The 19,216-nt window shown below is 40.4% G+C and carries 14 protein-coding genes; 5 read left to right on the top strand and 9 right to left on the bottom strand.

Features of this window, described 5'->3' with window-relative positions; all coding sequences use genetic code 11:
• Window positions 1–8: 8 nt before the first annotated feature.
• Together ACYVGZ_RS03960 and ACYVGZ_RS03955 are read left to right on the top strand one after the other, a co-directional pair.
• Window positions 9–1,661: an ATP-binding protein gene (locus ACYVGZ_RS03960; RefSeq protein ID WP_460751528.1), complete on the top strand. Its 1,653-nt coding sequence runs from the start codon at window positions 9–11 to the stop codon at window positions 1,659–1,661.
• Between the two features lie 2 nt (window positions 1,662–1,663).
• A complete protein-coding gene (locus tag ACYVGZ_RS03955; RefSeq protein WP_460751525.1) occupies window positions 1,664–2,143 on the top strand; it encodes a hypothetical protein in 480 nt (159 codons plus the stop codon).
• On the opposite strand, the gene dndE is transcribed toward ACYVGZ_RS03955, so the two are convergent.
• From dndE to dndB, 4 genes are read right to left on the bottom strand one after another with little or no spacing between them, the layout of a single operon-like run.
• Window positions 2,144–2,494 (bottom strand): DNA sulfur modification protein DndE, encoded by a 351-nt coding sequence (dndE, locus tag ACYVGZ_RS03950; protein ID WP_460751523.1) that lies wholly within the window; start codon window positions 2,492–2,494, stop codon window positions 2,144–2,146.
• On the bottom strand, window positions 2,494–4,452 hold the full coding sequence (gene dndD / locus ACYVGZ_RS03945; protein ID WP_460751521.1) for a DNA sulfur modification protein DndD: 1,959 nt from the start codon (window positions 4,450–4,452) through the stop codon (window positions 2,494–2,496). Before dndD ends, dndE begins: the two co-directional genes overlap by 1 nt.
• Window positions 4,442–6,109 carry a DNA phosphorothioation system sulfurtransferase DndC gene (dndC, locus tag ACYVGZ_RS03940; RefSeq protein WP_460751518.1) on the bottom strand — a complete coding sequence of 556 codons (1,668 nt, stop codon included), beginning with the start codon at window positions 6,107–6,109 and terminating at the stop codon, window positions 4,442–4,444. Before dndC ends, dndD begins: the two co-directional genes overlap by 11 nt.
• Entirely contained in the window at window positions 6,099–7,187 is a 1,089-nt protein-coding gene (dndB, locus tag ACYVGZ_RS03935) for a DNA sulfur modification protein DndB (RefSeq protein ID WP_460751515.1), read from the bottom strand. Before dndB ends, dndC begins: the two co-directional genes overlap by 11 nt.
• Window positions 7,188–7,306: 119 nt before the next feature.
• Between dndB and dndA the strand changes: the two genes are divergently transcribed.
• Window positions 7,307–8,434, top strand: a complete 1,128-nt coding sequence (gene dndA / locus ACYVGZ_RS03930; protein ID WP_460751512.1) for a cysteine desulfurase DndA — start codon at window positions 7,307–7,309, stop codon at window positions 8,432–8,434.
• 77 nt (window positions 8,435–8,511) lie between these two features.
• On the opposite strand, the gene ACYVGZ_RS03925 is transcribed toward dndA, so the two are convergent.
• Window positions 8,512–10,062, bottom strand: a complete 1,551-nt coding sequence (locus tag ACYVGZ_RS03925; RefSeq protein ID WP_460751510.1) for a methyl-accepting chemotaxis protein — start codon at window positions 10,060–10,062, stop codon at window positions 8,512–8,514.
• A 397-nt stretch (window positions 10,063–10,459) separates the two neighbouring features.
• Here ACYVGZ_RS03925 and ACYVGZ_RS03920 point away from each other — a divergent pair, with 397 nt between their 5' ends.
• A complete protein-coding gene (locus ACYVGZ_RS03920; protein WP_460751507.1) occupies window positions 10,460–11,098 on the top strand; it encodes an NAD(P)H-dependent oxidoreductase in 639 nt (212 codons plus the stop codon).
• 165 nt (window positions 11,099–11,263) lie between these two features.
• Here ACYVGZ_RS03920 and ACYVGZ_RS03915 read toward each other — a convergent pair whose 3' ends face one another.
• A complete protein-coding gene (locus ACYVGZ_RS03915) occupies window positions 11,264–12,634 on the bottom strand; it encodes a hypothetical protein (protein WP_460751504.1) in 1,371 nt (456 codons plus the stop codon).
• 238 nt (window positions 12,635–12,872) lie between these two features.
• Between ACYVGZ_RS03915 and ACYVGZ_RS03910 the strand changes: the two genes are divergently transcribed.
• Window positions 12,873–16,826, top strand: a complete 3,954-nt coding sequence (locus ACYVGZ_RS03910) for a conjugal transfer protein TraG N-terminal domain-containing protein (protein WP_460751502.1) — start codon at window positions 12,873–12,875, stop codon at window positions 16,824–16,826.
• A 103-nt stretch (window positions 16,827–16,929) separates the two neighbouring features.
• Here ACYVGZ_RS03910 and ACYVGZ_RS03905 read toward each other — a convergent pair whose 3' ends face one another.
• From ACYVGZ_RS03905 to ACYVGZ_RS03895, 3 genes are all read right to left on the bottom strand, one after another.
• Window positions 16,930–17,622 (bottom strand): hypothetical protein, encoded by a 693-nt coding sequence (locus tag ACYVGZ_RS03905; RefSeq protein ID WP_460751500.1) that lies wholly within the window; start codon window positions 17,620–17,622, stop codon window positions 16,930–16,932.
• 219 nt (window positions 17,623–17,841) lie between these two features.
• Complete coding sequence (locus ACYVGZ_RS03900) at window positions 17,842–18,054, bottom strand: hypothetical protein (protein WP_460751497.1); 213 nt, start codon at window positions 18,052–18,054, stop codon at window positions 17,842–17,844.
• 366 nt (window positions 18,055–18,420) lie between these two features.
• Window positions 18,421–19,200, bottom strand: coding sequence for a hypothetical protein (locus tag ACYVGZ_RS03895; RefSeq protein WP_460751494.1), 780 nt, complete (start codon window positions 19,198–19,200; stop codon window positions 18,421–18,423).
• Window positions 19,201–19,216 lie beyond the last annotated feature (16 nt).

The following is a 19,216-nucleotide window of genomic DNA, read 5'->3' as shown; positions in this document are numbered from 1 at the left end:
GAATAATAATGAGTTTTGAACCAAGAGAAATTAATGCTGCGCGATTATGTGTAGGTTTGGCTAATATCGGCTACAAGTCATATGCTGCGATAGAAGATATTATAGATAATTCAGTTGCTGCAGGGGCTGGGCAAATAAGAATAATTATTGATGTACATGAAAATAAAACTCTCACTGAAAAGGGAAGTATATCAAGAGTAAGAATTATTGATAATGGAAGAGGCATGGATGATGCGGTAATACGCAAAGCTTTAGATATTGGTTCAGAAGTCGATTATGAAGCAAATAGTTTATCCAAATATGGTATGGGTTTGAAGAGTGCAGGGCTTTCTTTAGGGGATAGGATACAAGTATTTAGTGTACAAAAAGGAATTTTTTCTGATTGTCTGACATTGGATATGGAAACAATTCGTGATAATGAGGCATATGGTGTACTAGTTGCCCCTGTGAGTGATAGCCAAAAGCAGTTGTTCATTGATGGTGATTGCGGCACCGTTATCGATATTTCAGAGATAAATAACTACGACACCGTTAATACTCTTAAGAAAAGATTACTCGATCGTTTGGGTGTAATTTATTTTGAATACTTAAATGGCAGTACACAAAATCACTTATCGATTTCCTTACAAATTAAAGACAAACAGTTTAATGTTGCCCCTAAAGATATAATGTATAAAGAACTAAGTTCAGATAGATTTATAGAGTCAGATTATGACTGTAAAACACCGTGTAAACTATTAACCGATGAGGCGCTGTCTTTGCCGAATGCACCCAGCGGTGTTTCCCCAATTAAGTTAAATTTAACTGTATTCCCTCAACAAAAAATGCATACATATGCAGGTTTTACAAAAGAAGAAAGAGAATTAATTAAAGAATATAATGTTTCGTTACCGAATTCAGGTTTTTTCATTTATAGGAATAACCGCTTGATTCGTTGGGGAGATAATTTAGGTATTGTAGATCGGGATCTAAGAACGTTACGTGGAAGGATAGATATCAGCACAGAGCATGACGAGCTTCTAAACGTTGATGTATCAAAACAAAATTTAGAGTTACCTGATGAATTTTTAGATGCTTTAAGTCTTAAGTGTCGAATACCAAAAGAAGATGCAAATAAAGCATTTAAACTTTGTTCTGCTCGGTTCGAAGGAGCTGAAAATAATGAAGGTGCTTCAGCCAGTGATAGCGTTATTGATATCGAAGAGGAAGATCCAAACACATACACTGAACAAGACGACCCAGCGGAAACGAAAAGGCGAACGGATGAAATTATAAAGACAAATGGTCCTATATCAGTTGAGAGTAATACTCCGAATAATGATAACAACGATGTTAGAATCAAAAAGATAGTTTATAAAGATTATTTATCCGTTCCTAATTTATGGGAGTTTAGGCTTGACCCTGACTACGGTACTATCGTACACATAAATAAGTCGCACCCATTTTATCAGTTAGTCCTTAAAAGCTTAAATGCGATAGATCCTAAGCGACAAGCTATAGAGTGCTTTATCTATTGTTTAGCTGTGGGTGAACTTAAAACTAAACAAAATTTAAAAGCTGTAGAATATGAAGATACAAAAAAGGTGATGGATAGATACAACCAAATAGTGTCATGGAATTTACAAAATTGGACCGCACATAATCAAGATTTGTTTGATTAATCATGAGCGGCTCAGGGATCGTTAAAAGTGGTTATTTTACGCCACACGTATATTTTATTTTTGCCCATGATGTAATTTATATTGGAGAGACTCAGCATATTCCTGTTAGGCGTTGGAGTAGTCATTTAGATAAGTCAGGCAGCTTTACCAAAAAGTTAAACAATTACCTTGATGGTGGATGTATGCAGCCATATTTGAATACGCTATCATTTTTTAGTATTTCTTGTTTTGAATTATTAAGAGATATGCAATCTGAATATTGTGGTTATAGGATACCAACACAAGCCTTGGAGCATAAGATACATGAGATTGTACAATCAAAAGGCGTTTTTGGTAGCAATATAAAAGTAATATCCGAGACTAAAAAGACTGCACCGAGGAATTTTTTCCATTGGAATGAAATTGAAGATATAGCTGAGTCATGTATTACTCGTATGCTATATCTTCGAAAGGAAGATAACCCCTTTGTTTATGAATTATGATTATTTTTTAGAAATTAAGTAACTAATCCCACGATTCAAGTGCAGCTTAACAAAATCACTAAAATGCACACCTTCTAGGTGTGCACTTTGTTTATGATAAGCTTCTCGTAGCACGGCTAAATATATATCAGCATATTCACCGGCAAACACCTTCCAGCTCATTTCTACGTTGCTGTCTGAGGGGATATCTTCAACAGGGGGGATTGAATCTTCAGCGAGTGACATGCACAGCGCCCAGCGGCAAAGTACATTCCAATTCTCAATGCCTGTTTTACTTTTTAGGCGAACAAGCTGCTGTTTTTGCTTTTCAGAGAGCTTAATAGAGTCGATTGTATAGAGTGTGGTATTCATTAAAAGTAGCCCTCAGTAAAGGTTGAGGTTTGTTCTTGCTCGTTGTAATTAATGTGATATTCACGGCAAATAGCAGGTTTTAATTGCGTGTAATATTGTCCTGTTATTTCTTCGTCGGTCGATAATAAAATCACTTGGCTTGACGCTTTAGGGAAGTAGTTATTAATTAGTTTAGTACGGTGTTTACCGTCTAATCGCCCAAGTGGTGTATCGATAACTGTTGGGATTTCTTTGCCTGATGCTTCAGCTAAGCCCCATAAAATAGCGATAGCAAGTAACTGCCTTTCACCAGCTGATAATCGGCTTGGCGACATTGAGTTTTTATTGGTATCAAGCAATGTCAGTTTAAATGAATCTGGGCAAATTTTAACGCCGGTAATTAAGTTGTTTTTACGAGAAAGATCAAAAAACTTAGCAGTAATGTGTTCTTCAAGCCCAGTTACATTTTCACGTATTAACTCATCGGCAAATGACTTCATGGTATTTTTAAGTTTACCAATATGTTCAGCTACTTGAATTGAGCGCTTTTGCTCAAAGGTGTCTTTGCTTTGCTGGGTTAGCAGGTTTGCGTAACGAGTGTTTAATACTTCGTCGCGCGCTTGCGCTTGTTGTAACAACTGCTGTTTTTGCTTTATTAAAACAAAATCGTTTTTAAGCTCGGCTTCAAGCCCTGCAAGTTCGCTCAATAAATGTTGTACAGTTTCGTAATCAGGAATTGACTCTAATTTTTTATCAAAAAGAGCTTGTTGCTCTAGAAGTTCTTCGCGCGCTTTTAGTAAGGTTTCTCGTTCTAACTTATCTAGCGAAAGTTTTTCATCGAGGCCATTAAAAATGGCACTTTTACTGCCAATGTAGCAATCTGCATTTGCCAGTTCTTCACGTTCTTTAGCTAAAGCAGCCATTTTATTATTGAGGGCTTTAAGCGCGCTTTGTGGCACATTTTCGTTAATTAGCGTTTGCGTAATTGTGGTTTCGTACTCTGTTATAGCACTTTGAATAACATTAGCTTGGACTGCTTGCTCTTCTTTTTTAATTTGTGCTTGTGTACTTGCTATTAAATTAGGTATTAAGCCAAGCGGTCCGCACCCGGCATCCAATTTTACACGTTCAGCTAAATTGGCTTTGAGTTTTTCTTCAATAGCACCGAGTTCAAATTTAATAGAGTCGCGCTCTTCAATTAAGTGAGCACCTGCAGAGCGAACTTTTTGGCGTGCCTTGTTAATACTTAAATTAGTATCGCTCGCGTGTTTTTCGATGCCTGCTATTTCTGTTTTAAGATTTGACACAAGTGTTGATTGGTCGCCAATTTCAGCTTCTAAGGCTTCAACTTTGGCAATAACGCTGCTTTCTAAGTTATCGCTTTTACGTTTACGTTCAACGTTGTTTAAATCGATATGTAGTTGCGAAAGTAGGTCTAGCCCAAGTAAGTTTTCAATACCTGTTTTTATTAAATCGGCGCTTCTATCTGGATGTGCTAGGTTTTCGATTTTTTCGCCATCAAAAAAGAATAAGTCAGAAAGGCTTAGCGGAATAAACTCATTTACAAACTCATCCCAGTATTGGCTTAGGTGGCTATCTTCTTCTTTATTACAATAAACCGTTACTTTGTCTTTAACGTCTTTTGTGTTGGTTTTCCAATTACGTACAACAACAAACTCTTTGGTTGTGGTATCGGTTGTGTGTGTAAACGTAAGTGAAATTTCAACGGTATCGTGATCGCCAACATAACGGTTTTTGGTGCTGCTTAAAAAGCTGCTATAAGACTGGTGCCCACGGTTAGAACATTTTGCATGCTTACCATAAAGCACGAGTTGTAATGCATCTAAAAAGGTTGTTTTACCACCGCCGTTTAAACCACCAAATAAAATAATAGGTTTATCTTTTGCTGTGGTTAAATCGACTTCGTGTCGCCCTTGATAAATACCAAAGTTTTCAAGGGTAAGTTGCTTAATTATCATCGTGTACCTCTTCAAAATCGATAAGCAGTGAGCTGTAGCCTTGTTCTTTTATCGACTTAGTTACCATGATGATTTTTTCTTGAATTGCAGCTTTATCATCTTCAGTTAAATTTGGAGAATTATTCAATTGTATTTGTAAGCGATGGCGCTCGCGCTCTAATGCAAACTGCTTTGCTTCAAATAAGTTATTAAACGCTCCTTTATCGAGGCTTTGTGCAAGCTCGTCAGAGAGTTTGGCTCTGCGTAATTGGTTTTTATGCTTATTAGCAATGCTCATCACTGAGCGCATTTGTTGATATAGCAAACCGTCTTCGTCGCCTTGCTCTTGGCAATGCGCTTTTAATTTATTAAGTACATCTAAATTAAGAATAGGGTGGTGTGCGCGTTGCTTGCCCGGGTATTCTTTTTTTAGTACTTTTTGGTAAATTTTTGGCACGCTGTCTTCTGCCTCGTGCTTTTCTTCTAGCCAAATTCGACGAATTTCTTCAAGGTCTTCAAGCGGCAGTAGTTCAAGGTCTTTAACTTCTTCTGGCCCAAGCTGTTGTACGGCCTGTTGTGCTTCTAATACTTTGCCAAGTAAATGCTCTCTAAAAGATTGAATATAAGGGCCTGGAACTAAATCCGCACCGTGTTTGGAAACATGCACGGTTAGGTTGCCGTTCATACGTCTAAAGTCGCGATTGGCTTTATCACGAGTTAATTTTTCAATTTTTTTAGCGCGGTCGGCATCGTTTACTTCAATCTCATTACGAAGTGCTACAAGTGGATACATCCACTCTTTTTCTTCATCGTTTGAGATCATGGCATTCATTGATTTATCTTCAGATACCATAGTGCACACGTAACATCCAAAACGGCTATCGCCACAACTTTGCGTTGATTTATCAACAACAAGAGGGCATTCGCCTCCTTCTGTTGCGCCTTGATACATCCCCATTAAATCGTGATTAGGGAAGTGCCATGGGTTATCTACGCTGTTTAGGTATACCCAAACATCGTCGTTACTCCAGCTAGCAATAGGGGTGTAAACCCATACTCGCTCAAGTGAACCGTTTTCAGTTAAACCAAGCGCCTTACGTGTATTGGTAGTTGAGCTTTCGAAACGTTCCATACTTGCTGCACGCACTGTACTTTCGGCTTTACGCGTACCAAGTACTAAAATAGCTTCGCCGTTTTTATCAGCCATGTTTTGTATAAACGTATTCGATGGCGATATTTTTAAACGATCTGTACACCAGCGGAATTTATAACGAGGGGCTGGGTAACCTTTACCTATTAGGTTAACCCAAAAACGGTCTTTAACTGCTGGAGTTAAGCGATGCGGAACGATAGGTAAACCTTGCTCGTCTGCTTGTTCTTTCATGCGCTGCAGAGACTTACCTACCCACATTGCTACAATTGGGTTTTCGACAAGGGTATCTGTACTGATTACATGTACTTTTTTCTCGCATATACCTTCTTTGGCTAGCTCTTGTAATGCATACCATGTGAGTTGCAATATTGCGGTTGAATCTTTACCGCCACTGTAACCAATTACCCACGGAATTGAGTCGCTTTGGTAAAGCATTTTTATATGATCGATGCTTTGGCGAATAGAGCTTTTTAAGCCAGCTTTGCCAAAGGCCGAATGGAACTGTACATCGCTATCAGTAGCCATTTCGTTCCTCGTGGAATTTTGTTTCTTCTATTTGTTCTTTCAAAGTAAGTTCTATGTTTAGTTGTGTTTTGATAGTGGCGATAGTTAATAAAGCTGCGCTATTATTGTGCATCATTCGTCCTTGACTGATACAGCGCCCTTCCCAATTACTTTTGTTTGTCCGTCGCCAGTCTATTTTTTTTAGCTTTTTTAATGTTTGTTTATAGCTTTTCTGTGCTAATAGTTCGTAGCCGATCATTCCTAAGCACTTAAGAACAATAGCAGAGAAATTTACATATTCTTTTCGATCATTTGCGGGCATTTCATGGTTTTTTGCAAGTTTCCAAGTGTTTAAATTATCAGCAACACTGTCCCAATACTCGATTGCTTTTTTAATGCACATCTGTAAATTATCCTCGTTTACATTTGGGAGTAGTTCCATATTTGCAGCATGCAATGAGCTATGCTTAAACAGCTTTGAAGAGCGAGGACCTAAATTGCCGTCTTCAAAGCTAATTACCCCGTTGAAGAAACTACATTGTTTTGCAACAGCATTGGTTAATTTTTCTTGTGGAGAGTTACCAAATAAAACGCCATAAGATTTACCTGTTTTGACTGGAAACAAGTTCAAATCGCGAAATATCTTTTGTCTTTGCTGTAACGTTTTACCGATGTAGAAAACAACTGAGATATGCTCACTTTCAAGTGTAGGATCTTTTTCTAGTGCATCTTTGATAGCAGCAGTTCTATGTTGCCCATCTGTGATGTAGAATTCAGCGTCTTCATCAACTAACAATGTGCCAATGTTTCTACCTGGACCGTCTTTTTCTGTGGGGATGAAAGAGCACTCACCAGTAATACAAGCTGTTAACGATGAAAATGTATAGCCGTCTCGGTTTGAACGAATGTAGCTACTGATCTGAGGGATACGGTTTGGATTTAAGCTTCTCTGTGCCCGATCCTCTGGCAGTAAAGTCGTCTCATCAAACGTAAAGATCCGTTTCAATCTTTTAAGAGGACACATAACAGTATAATACTCTTTTTCTGCTTGTATTCCGCGGATGGCTGGAAAAGAGATTCCAGATATAATTTGGTTCATATTAGAGTCTTTAATAAAGTTCGTACGTCTTTTTGTCTTGTACGTACGTACAAGGGTTGGCGGGCATTCTAAATCATCTTCTTTATAAAGTCTCGTTTAAAAATTAAAAAGGAGCTAACTTGTCTATTTATCTTGATATGAACGCAACATCTCCAGTGTCAAAGGAGGTTGCGGACTTAGTATATAAATTAATGGTTGAAGAATTTGGCAATGCTGGCAGCCGTACTCATGAATTTGGGGCAAGCGCAAAAAAGGCTGTTGAAAAAGCACGCAAGCAAATTGCTGACGTAGTTGATGCGGATAAATCAGAAGTCATTTTTACCAGTGGTGCAACCGAAAGCAATAATATTGCAATTTTAGGCTTAAAAGAGCTTGGTGAAGCGAATAATAAAAAGCATATCATTACAACTCGAATAGAGCATAAAGCTGTTTTAGAACCGATTGAGCACTTAGAGCAAAACGGTTTTACTGTAAGTTATTTAGAGGTCGGCGAAAGTGGAATTATAAACCCTAAAGAGCTAAGGAAGCTGCTTCAAGAAGACACCTTGCTTGTATCAATAATGCACGTAAATAATGAGACGGGTTCGATTCAGCCTATTAAAGAGGTTTGTGATGAGCTAGAACTACATGAGGCCTACTTACATATTGATGCTGCTCAAAGCTTTGGTAAGCTAAGCGACGAATTAACAAATGAACGCATCGACTTGATAAGTGCAAGTGGGCATAAAATATATGCTCCCAAAGGTATAGGTGCGTTAATAATGAGGAAGCGTGGCTTTTTAAAGCCACCACTTAAACCAATTATGTTTGGTGGCGGGCAAGAGAAAGGGCTACGACCAGGCACCTTAGCGGTACCATTAATTGCAGGTTTTGGCCTTGCGTGTGAAATTGCACAAAAAAATGCTGCTTTATGGCAAAAGCACGCACAAAACTTGAAAGATGAATTGGTTCAAGCCTTAAATACACTTGATGCGCAATATAACGGTGAAAATACATCTCCATTTGTACTTAATTTTTCAGTTCCGGGTGTTAATTCTGAGGCTGCTATGGTGATGTTAAAAGGGATTGCGGCAGTATCTAACGGTTCGGCTTGCACATCATCAAGTTATATGCCTTCCCATGTTTTAACTTCTATGAACCTGGAGCCAGAGCGCATTTCTGGCGCGATACGAGTGTCTTGGGGTAATATGACAGATGCAATTCCAGTTTCAGAGATAGTTGAAAAACTAAGACTTCTCAGAGTGTAGTAGGGTTTACCTTGAGCATAAAGTGTTTATCCGATACGTAGTACTTTATACATCTGTATCTATACACCCTTACTTGATTATTTAAACCGAACAACCAGTTCATGTAAGTCGTCTGCGATTTTGTTCAAATACGTGATGGTGTCAGAAAGTTCGGATGCGCTGTCATTACTTGAGTTGGCAAGTGAGGAGATATTAACAATTTGCGAGTTAATGTCTTCTGCTACGTGGGCTTGCTCTTCTACTGCGGCGGCCATTTGGGTCGACATCGAAGCAATTTGATCGATCGACTCAGATATACCACTGAGCATTTCACTGCTCTTAGTCACACAAGAAAGCCCTTCACCTGCATCAACGGCGCCTTCATCAGCGGTTTTTACGGCTTCATTTGCTCGCTCGGTAAGTTCAGTAACAATACTGTATATTTCTTTTGTTGATTCTTGGGTACGACCGGCAAGGCTTCTCACTTCATCGGCAACTACGGCGAATCCTCGGCCTTGTTCTCCTGCGCGAGCAGCTTCAATGGCTGCATTAAGAGCCAGCAAGTTGGTTTGTTCGGCAATTTGCTCGATCATTTCTGCGGCATTTGCAATGAGTGCTGTCTGGTCTGAAACGCTACGAACAGAAATACCGATTTGTTCGACGGTATTCTGTAATTTTTGAATAGATTGATGAGTCACTTTAGCCATATCATTACCTTTAAAGGTAAGGTTATTGGCTTTCTCTGCCTGAGTCGCTGTATCACTAACATGCTTAGAAACATCGTTAACCGTCATTGACATTTGATTCATTGCGGTGGCAACTTGCATGGTTTCAGCTTGCTGACTGTCAATATCTTTGCGTGTTTTTAATGTTAACTGCTCGCCTTTTTCCGACTCTTTCGAAACCGCTAGCGCGGCACTTTCAATTCGCGTGATAACAGCGCCTAAATGAGATATTTGGCTCAATATAGCCACTTTCAATTTGCCCACTTCACCGCTTTCATCACTGAAACTTTGTACAGCCAGTTCGTCGGAAAACGCATGCTCCAGCATCACATTTAAGGACGATAATGCTTTCTTTTTTAGTGAAGAAACCCAAATGGCGTAAATAATGACGGAAGCTAACAAAATGCCTTCTGATAGCTCTTTATAATCAATGCTGAATAAAACAGCACATAAAACGATTGATAGCCCTATAAAGGTATTTTCAAGAGACAATGGCCAGGTTATTTTTTGGGTTTTCCCTGAGCGTATGTCTTGGTAGAGTGCTGATGCGCGTTTTACATCTTCCCTAGAAGGGCAAGATCTTACGGATTCATAGCCGATAATTTTTTCGTTATCTTTAATGGGGGTTACATAAGCGTTTACCCAGTAGAAGTCACCATTCTTGCAACGGTTTTTTACCAACCCCATCCAAGGTTTACCCGCTTTTAAGTAATGCCACATTTTTTTAAAAGCTTCTGGTGGCATATCTGGGTGCCTAACAATATTGTGAGGCTGACCAATGAGCTCATGTTTTTCAAAGCCACTTACTTCAACAAAAGCATCGTTACATTCAATGATGTTGCCTTGATTATCCGTAACCGAGATTAACTTAGTTGCTTCATCGAATGTTTTTTCTGTATTCGTAATCGGCTGGTTATTTCGCATAAATTTTCCTTATTTGTGCTGAAAATGACTGTAGCAATGGCTCAACTGTATCTTGGGTAACTATGAGGCTTAAGTTAAAAATGTAAAAAGCTTTAAGTACCGTATGAACATAGCAGAGCGACAAAAATATGGTAAATAAATTGTAAAAAAATATCACAAATAGTGCATTACAGTGTCGCTTTTAATAAAAGCTAAAGCAAAACTTAACCCACGCCAATGGAGGGGCGTGCTATGGAAAAGGCACAAGGAAGTAAAAGATCAAAAGTAGGGCAGCACAGCTTTAGTCCTCTAGAGTAATCCCAATAGCACTTCCAAACTTCTTACATATTAATAAGCTTGAAAACCTAAGATGTTGGCATCATATTGATTTAACACTCTAATATTGAAGGATCTGAACATGTCGAATTTGTTAAGCTCATTAAACTGGCGCTATGCAACAAAGAAAATGGACAACACAAAAGTCGTACCTCAAGAGAAGCTAGACAACATTCTTGAAGCCATTCGATTAACCGCGACATCAAGTGGTTTGCAGCCGTATGAGGTGCTGGTGGTTAGCAACGACGAGATTCGCCAACAGATCGTTCCTCATGCTTGGAACCAGCAGCAAATCACAGACTGTTCCCATCTTCTGGTGTTTGCCGCATGGGACAACTACACAGAAGAGCGCATTAACCACATGTTCGACCTGGTTAATGACGTACGAGGTTTCAAAAACGAAGGCTGGGAAAATTACCGCCAAATGATTCTAGGTATTTACCCTCAGCGTGATGCAGAAGTGAATTACCAACATGCAGCTCGACAAGCCTATATTGGCCTTGGTACAGCGCTGATTGCCGCTGCAGAAGAAGGGGTAGACAGCACTCCCATGGAAGGCTTTGACCCTGAAAAAGTGGATGAAATTCTAGGTCTAAAAGAGAAAGGTCTGCGTTCAGTCATTCTACTGCCACTAGGTTACCGTGCAGACGAAGGGGATTGGCTGGTGAATTTACAAAAAGTACGCCGCCCTAAAGAAGATTTCATTACAGAAGTGAAGTAATGATGGGTTGCTTTTAAAGAAAAAGCGTAGTGACAAATTGAGCCTATAAAAAGAATGTTTCAATTTAAAATGCCCCTTAAGTGAAGCGTCCAATTTAGTGGAATTACTTCAAAGTGCTTAAAGGGCATTTTTTATTTCTGTTAACTCAATTAAAATTACAGGGTTTTACTTTTGCGGCTGATCTTTCACAAAGGTAGTGTCTTTTTCGCCTTTGAAGAAATCTCGTCCGTAAACTAGAACGCATAACACAACACCTACAGCAAAGGCCCATGTGGCTCCACGCGTTGCAAGTACGGCTGCCACAATGCCTGCGATACCTAAATCACGCTGTGATCTAGCTTCCATGACCCCAATGCGTACTGATACATACCCTTGAATTAGTAGTGTTAATGCTAAAGCCACACCAAGAATCGGTTGGACAAGTGTCACGATAGGCATAAAAAGTAGGCCAGTATTGGTTCCCCAACGGAAAGAGCCTGCTCCTCCAAAGATGGACTTCATAGCCTTTTTACCTTGGCTAAAACGTTCTACAATCACCACATGCATTGCAGCCCAAAGCGGCCCACACATAGCTACGTCAGGTCCTAAAATAGACATGGCAGAGTTACGCGCTCCAAATATCATGTGAGCACGATTTGGGTCGTAGTCGATTTTTTCATCTTTACGAACTTGATCAGCTTCTTCCAATATTGCGCGGCTCTGTAGTACATCACCGAATAGCACGATATAAGCGGCTAAAACAGTTGGAATAGCGCTTAAAAACATCATTAGAGGTGGCATACCTAGACCGAATACAGTGTATTCATTCCATAAAGTAACAAAATCAGGAGAAGAGAAACCCCATTGAATATCAGGCCAAGATGTTTCTCCTACCGTTGGTGCGATAATAATTGCTAAGGCAACGATTGGAAAAACACCAAGTTTACCAATTGCATTAAAGAAGCGATTGTTTTGCTTTAAGTGTGCAAAATGGCGAGAAAAGATCACGTAAAATGCTACACCGACGGCTAGTGTGATAGTTATTGGGTAAGTATCAAAGCGCCCATCAACTTTAAACACAGCCATAACAGCAGCAATACCAGCACCTATAATGACCCCGGATTTTATTGCTTGGGGTATTAATGCGACAACTTTTTGGGCTAACCCAGAAGCCCCAATAAATATTGAGAATATACCGAGTAAGAGCTGGAAAGATATTAAGGCATGTATTCGCTCAGGACCTTCAGGAAAGGTTGCGCAATAAGCCATTAATAAAGGAATCGCAGGGGTAATCCACCCAGGAACAACTGGGTCACCTAGCAAATGGTGTAATAAGTAGAAAAGTCCATTTAACATTACAACGGCTAGCGCAACCTCAAAGGGCATACCAAGTAATTCCGTCATTAATGGTATAGCTGCTAAATCTACAGCACACATTAGTAGACCTTGGAAGTAGTCGGGCCACTCAATGCGATAATGAACAAAAGGTAGTCTTACTTTAAATGGTCCCATGGGCCAAAAAGGAGCTTCTTGGGCTTCAATTTGCTCTTTACTCATGATGATTTCCTATTATTTTTTTAATAATTTCCCCCGCAGTCATTGAAAGCGAGGGAGCGTTTGACATTTCAGTTATTAGAAAGCTTCTTGATACAGTTTTAGAGCATCATTTTCTGTCACCGGAACAGGGTTGTTGCCAAGCAGACGAGTCTGCAGCATGGCATCTTTGGCTAGGGTCGGGAGGCTTTCTTGAGTGACATTTACTTCGCGTAACCTTTAAAGCGAGGTTATTGATCACATGTCTGATGTTTATATTTACACCGTTGGTGACTTTGATTTCATGAAAGCCGTGTTGAATGGCGTAGCTATGATCAGTAGTGGAGGTTCAGAAGGGTCGTTCAATCGGATGATCGCTATCGGCTCTACTTTTGGCATTTTTATGGCCTTTTTCCAGTCCATGATGCAAGGTGCGCAGAAGATCGAAATACATTCGTATTTCGTGGGGATGATACTTTTTGGTCTTGCATACGGTTCCACAGCTACTGTTGTTCTTGAAGACTCCGTGACAGAAGAAACCGCTGTGGTCGCTAATGTGCCTTACGGCATAGCTCAAGTAGGCTCTATCATTTCAACTATAGGACATACAGTTACTACAAAAATGCAGACTGCATACGGTTTGGCTAGCTCTATGTCGAGTAACGGATATGGAGACACGTTATCCATACTCACAAATATGCACAAACTCGGAGGCGACCATTATTTAACCTCATTAATAGACAAGGGGAACGGGGGCGGAAGTGTTTCTACATCGCTAACCAACTATGCAAAAAGCTGTTTAGAAGCAAAGTTTGCAATCAAAGGAAATGCATCAAGTTTTTACAAAGACAATATTTGGGAAAGCCTTAAATTTGAGTCGGGTGTTTACACTGCGACAATGGTCACTAAAGATGGTGAAGAAGAAAAGACATGTACAGATGCCTACGAATATCTTAAGGAAGCTATCGTCGGAAATATCGACATAGATAATGAACAGCTAAAAGAGTACGTCAATAGTAAGGTCAACCTTTCAGCCTACGATGCGAACGAAGCTCTTTCAAATGTTCTGGTTAGTGTTGGGGGAACAGCCAGTGACATTAACCAATTCACTCAAAGCGTTTACCTAGAGCCTATCATTAGCGGCGCCATCGCGGATACGAGTGTGAGCAAACAAGACGTTGCTTCAACAATAATGATGGTGCAAGCAATCAACCAACGAAATACTCAATGGGCAGCCGAAGGCTCGTTATTTGTACGCACTATGCGCCCTATGATGACCTTTTTTGAAGGCTTTGTTTATGCGATAACCCCGATCATGGCATTCGTAATGATGCTCGGCTCTAAAGGAATAAGTCTCGCTGGCAAATACTTTCTGACCCTGCTTTGGATTCAGCTATGGCAACCTGTTGTCGCTATTATTAATTTGTACACGGGTAATGTTGCTCAAAGTCGAATGTCTTCATTTAGACATATTGATAGTACTGACGCAGCAAGAATCTATGAATCATTTGATGGCACTCAACAGATGATGCTTATAGCGCAAGAGTGGCTAGGGGTGGCAGGTATGTTAACTGCGGCAACACCTGCGATCACACTTATGCTTCTATATGGTAGTGCAGTAACTGCCACGTCACTTGCTGGCCGAATGGGTAGAGGTGACACCTTGGATGAAAAAATCCAAAGTCCGGATATGCTAAAAACCCAAGGGCTTGTTAATGCTGGAGCATCAATGTCGTACCAAGGTGGTCAGCAGCATACTGCTGGCGGCGGCGCACATGATGTTGGCGCGACTTTTCAAAACTACTCTCTGCAATCTGCCTCGCAAAGTGGGCAAGCAGCAACATCATCAGTTGGTAGAGAAACTACTCAAATGTTGTCTCATTCGATTGGTAATACGCTAAGTCATAACATTGGTTCTCAGGAATCTTTACAGCGTTTTCAAGAATTCGGTAAGCAATTTGATACATCCAATAGTCAAGGATCGCAAGCCGTTAGAGCGGCAACAAATGAATTTATGAAAAGCTCCGGTCTTAGTAAAGATCAAAAGAATACAGTTCAGGGGGTTATTGGAGCAGGGTTATCAGGTGCAATAAGCACAAAGGAAATGTCGCAAGCACTCGGTGCTATTCTTGAGAATTCAAACGGAAGTTCTCAAGGAGGTGGTGGCATGCCAGCTCTAGCCGACCAACCAACATCCGGTGTATCAACAGATGCTAGTGGCGCACCATCAAGTCCTGCTGGCGCAAGCCAATTGCTCAAAGACATAGAGTTACCCGACATGAGCAAGCTGGAAAACGATGGGGCACCTCGTAAAAACGTGCTCGCTCATGCTGCCAAAGCTCTTGGTGCCGTTGGCCTGGAAATAGGAGCTAACGGGAGAATTCAAGACTTATCCGAAGAATCACAGAGCCAAAATCAAACGGTTGGTTCAAGCGATAAGCAAAATTACGGCAGCTCAGAATCAATTAGACAAGAGCTAAAAGAAAGCACTGTTGCTGCTGCTAAAGATCAGCATGGATTTACCCAAACGGAAGCCTGGTCTAATACCGACACTAACACTTACGCGGCTCAAGCCAGCGAAGTGAGTAAGCGGACAGATACATTCAACGACTCCCAACAAAGATCAACATCAATGGCAGGGGGAGGCACTGTTTCAGAAAATCAGTTAGCTCAAAGTCTTACTCAGCGTCAAAGCACTCCACAAGGCCGAGCTGAAAGCAACGAATTCCAAAGTGACTTCTGGTCGCTTGCAAAAAATAACCCAGAAATGAGAGATAACTACAACAACGCTTTAATGTCCTATGCCGCTAGAGGCGTTGAGGATGAATCCCAAGCAAAATACATGGCAATGCTAAATACCTTGCACAACAAAGACAGTTTCACACATGATGGGAAAGTCAATGAAGCAGGGTACTCAGATGGATTAGCGATGGTACAAAGTCAAATAAATCGATATTTTGGCAGGGATGATGGTTTTGATTTTGACTCAAACTTAAATGATAACAAAGCAACTAGACCAATCGAAAATCCTATCGTTGAACCAGAAAATCATAGAACGGTTTCAGAACGTAGTGACGATATGATGGACACAGCTTTACAGCTCAAACCTGACAATGCTCCATTGGTCATTAATAGTGAAAACGCTAGTGGGGTAAATACGGCTCACAATACTGATGTAGAAACATTTAATGCTGGTTCAGGAGCCCTTGAGAATAATCATTTCCAAGATGTTGGCGCTCAAGCTCTTGATGCATATCGCGGAGCAGATTCATTAGATGAAACGTTCGTTGGAGAAGTTGCTGGGAAAGTTGAATCCGCCTTTGATGTTGCTGAATGGGCTAAAATGGGTATCGATGATGCACAAGGCGTGGGGTCAGGAGTATTAAATGCTGTAGGGAAAGGCGTTGATCAAATAGTCGATAGTTATGACGGCGGTGCAGAAGAATTTATGAGGCTTTCACCAGAGGAAAGACAGGGCGCCATAAATGACTATCTGAAAGAAAATTTTAACGTAGATAGTGATTCTGACGGAGTATTTGATAGAGCCGCAAGTTACATGTCAGATGCAATAATGACAGGGATCGGTTTCGGGCAATCGATTGCTGGCAATACTGATGAGAACGCTTCCTATCGAGACATCGGCGCTGCGGCTGTTTCTGGGTTAAATGCTGCTCAAGAGACAGCGGCTAGAGTTACAGGAGAGGGGATTGATAATGGAATCGAGCTTACTAAAGCCATTGCCATAGGTGATGAGGATAAGATTAACGAACTGCTTGGGACAGACCTAAAAGACAATTGGCAGACATTGAGCGATGAAAGAATGCAGCAATACCAAGATGCAGGTCTTAACGAACGGCAAGCGGCCTACGCGCTGTCGTCGAATAGTATTTTCGATACTGATATAGCACAGCTACACGATGATAAGTCCGAATTTTCACAAAATCGTACCTACAATGAAATGGCGGTTATGTATGCTGACGACTCTGGATTCCACATGGGGGATGAAGGTAGGGTTGTACTAAATAACCCTGAACGACAAGAAGCCGTTGAAAAGATGGCAACTCAGATCGAAGATGGAGCTAATTTGGGTGACTTCTCTCAAGACGGTCATTTTTCAAGTATTGCCATGCTGAACAATAGCTACGACAGGGGATACAATGGAAGTGACGAAGGAGCGAAGGAGCGAAGGAGCGAAGGAAATACTTCTCCAAGCTGACCGTGAGGCAATCGAAGACTCAAAACGATAACGATAGCTGTTGAGATCATGAGACCAAAAAAAGGCTTTCAAATGAAAGCCTTTTTTTATTTTTAAAGTAGCCTTATGGTCGGCTATTGAGATCTAAACTTAAGTCGTTGTAGATGTTAGGGTTAGGAGCATTAACCCGACATTTTAATACTGTTTCACGAGGGTCACTTTTAGACGATACCGAAACATTTGGAGTTGCTTTGTAATGACTCCATTCCTCTGATCTCATTCTTGCCTTGTTCTTAGAATAACTAGGATGAAGCTTTCCATAAGCTTTTTCTTGGTTCGCTATCCTCATCCAAGACAATGCAATCGAAAAGCTGAAAGGACAGATGACACCTACAACAGGGGTTAAAAATAGAGCAATCACACCCCATAGAGTCGCACCAGTGGCTGTAGATGAAGGTACAAAAGACACAAATACCTTTGAGATAAATCCAAGAACCATTGCTACAAGCAGCGCTCCAACGATAGCAAGAGCGTTATTGATCTCCAAGGCAGCCATAAGAAGACCGAGAAGCAGCACTAAAAATACATTACCAACGAACCCTATCTTACCAACCACTTTAGAGAGTCCACTAGTCGGGGTATAAACACGAAATAAGCCTAAACCTGCGTATAGAACTACAGCAACATTAAAGGTATTAGCTCCTACAAACAAAGTAAGATACCCCCCCCAAAGTAGCATTCCCGCATACGCGCTAGTTGCCGTTGAAGCGCTATTTAGTTTGTTACTATATCCTTTCAAGCTTTTTAACATTCCCATTTTGAGTCCGCCTAAAAAATTTGTTAGCTGATAGACACATTTTGGATTAAAAATGCTTAAAAAGCCATGAATTCTGGTGAAATGGGTAATATCTTACCCATACCTTACACAAAACGACATCATCTAACTGTAGGATAGTATTAAAGTCTCATACTGAATAATAAAGATTCATACTGAGTATTAAAGAGTCATACTTTAAAGGGTGAAATTTCCACCCTTTCACTTTTCTCTTTTATGCTTTGCTGATAGTTCATCAATCTGTTCTTGTTGTGCAAATGCACTTTCAGCCAGTTTTTTAAATGGGCTTTTATCGCCCATATCATCTGCATTAAGCGCCCAATCACATTCGGAACACTCAACGCCACAACGTCCATCTGATTGAAGGACGTTTGTAATTGCTTGTTTCGTCAATTTACCAGATTTAGAAATCACAAAGCTAATTTGCGCGTCTAAATCTGCTCAGGCTTTAATTGAGCCGCCACACTCAGGACATTCATATTTTTGTTGCTTGCTCATAAGCTGCTTTATCCTTGTATATCTAACTGAGTATGAAACATTAATACTCGTTTTTAGTTTGAATTCGTAACTGTAACAGCTCTTAGTATTCAGAACCACAATATAACTAGGGAGAAATCAAGATAAAAGGAATTTGACTAGGGATTATCAAAGTATACGAGGGCATAGGCGGACTTGATTTTAGGAACCATTGTTCCAATTCTTTAGTAAGTAGACATTTGATGGCAAATGCCTACTTACATGAGCTATTTGAATCTCTCATTAGCTGGCACAAATCCTAAGCTAAAAGTTTCCGATTCGTACTTTGTTTATGGTATTAGGGTTGGAGTGACGATAAGAGACCTCATTGTTATATGAGGAGGAAGAAAAGTAAGTCCCGCCAGCGAACCGCATTACCCAGCCTTTCATTAGTTCTTTGTCTCCGGAAACAGACAAGACACCAACTCTTGCATGATTTGCGACATGAAGCATCCCACTCCATTCCATTTGATCGTTCTCCCCCTCATAACCGAGATTTTTAATCAGCGCTGTTTCAGCCGAAAAAGACAAATTTGAAAACAAAAGACAGAACTTGGTTTTGAACTCATGACTATTAAGATTGAACAGGCAGTCGTTGTAGCTTATAGCTTGCCAGATGCCACGGCTAGTCTTGTGAGTAAAACCAGACTCTTGCTTAAAGTATTTGACCTCTATACCGAAAGGCTCCTCAATAAAGCCCTCTTCAATAAGATGTGGCTTGGGGTATAAGACAAAATCAATTCGCACATTCACTTTTTCGGCTAAATGAATGCCTGGAACTTCTTTATAGATATGGAAATCACGAGAGAAGTGCTCAACAAGCCACGCTTTTAGCTCCTTTTCATCAGTGAAACGCTCTGTTGCTGCTTGACGTTCAGCATATCGGCGTTTTTTGCGGCTGACCGTTTGCTGTATAAGACAATTAATTACTTTTTTGTCGCTTATTAAGCTTTTAACCCGTGTTAAAGCGCATTTAAACCCGAGTAAAAGTGAATTTGAAGTGATGCGAGACGTGTTGAAGCTCCGCTTTCCTGACGGGGCCACTGAGTCAGAAATGAAT

The sequence above is a fragment of the Marinomonas epiphytica genome, from assembly GCF_054780655.1.
The sequence above is the reverse complement of the archived record's forward strand: the minus strand, read 5'-3'. Positions and strand labels throughout refer to the sequence as shown.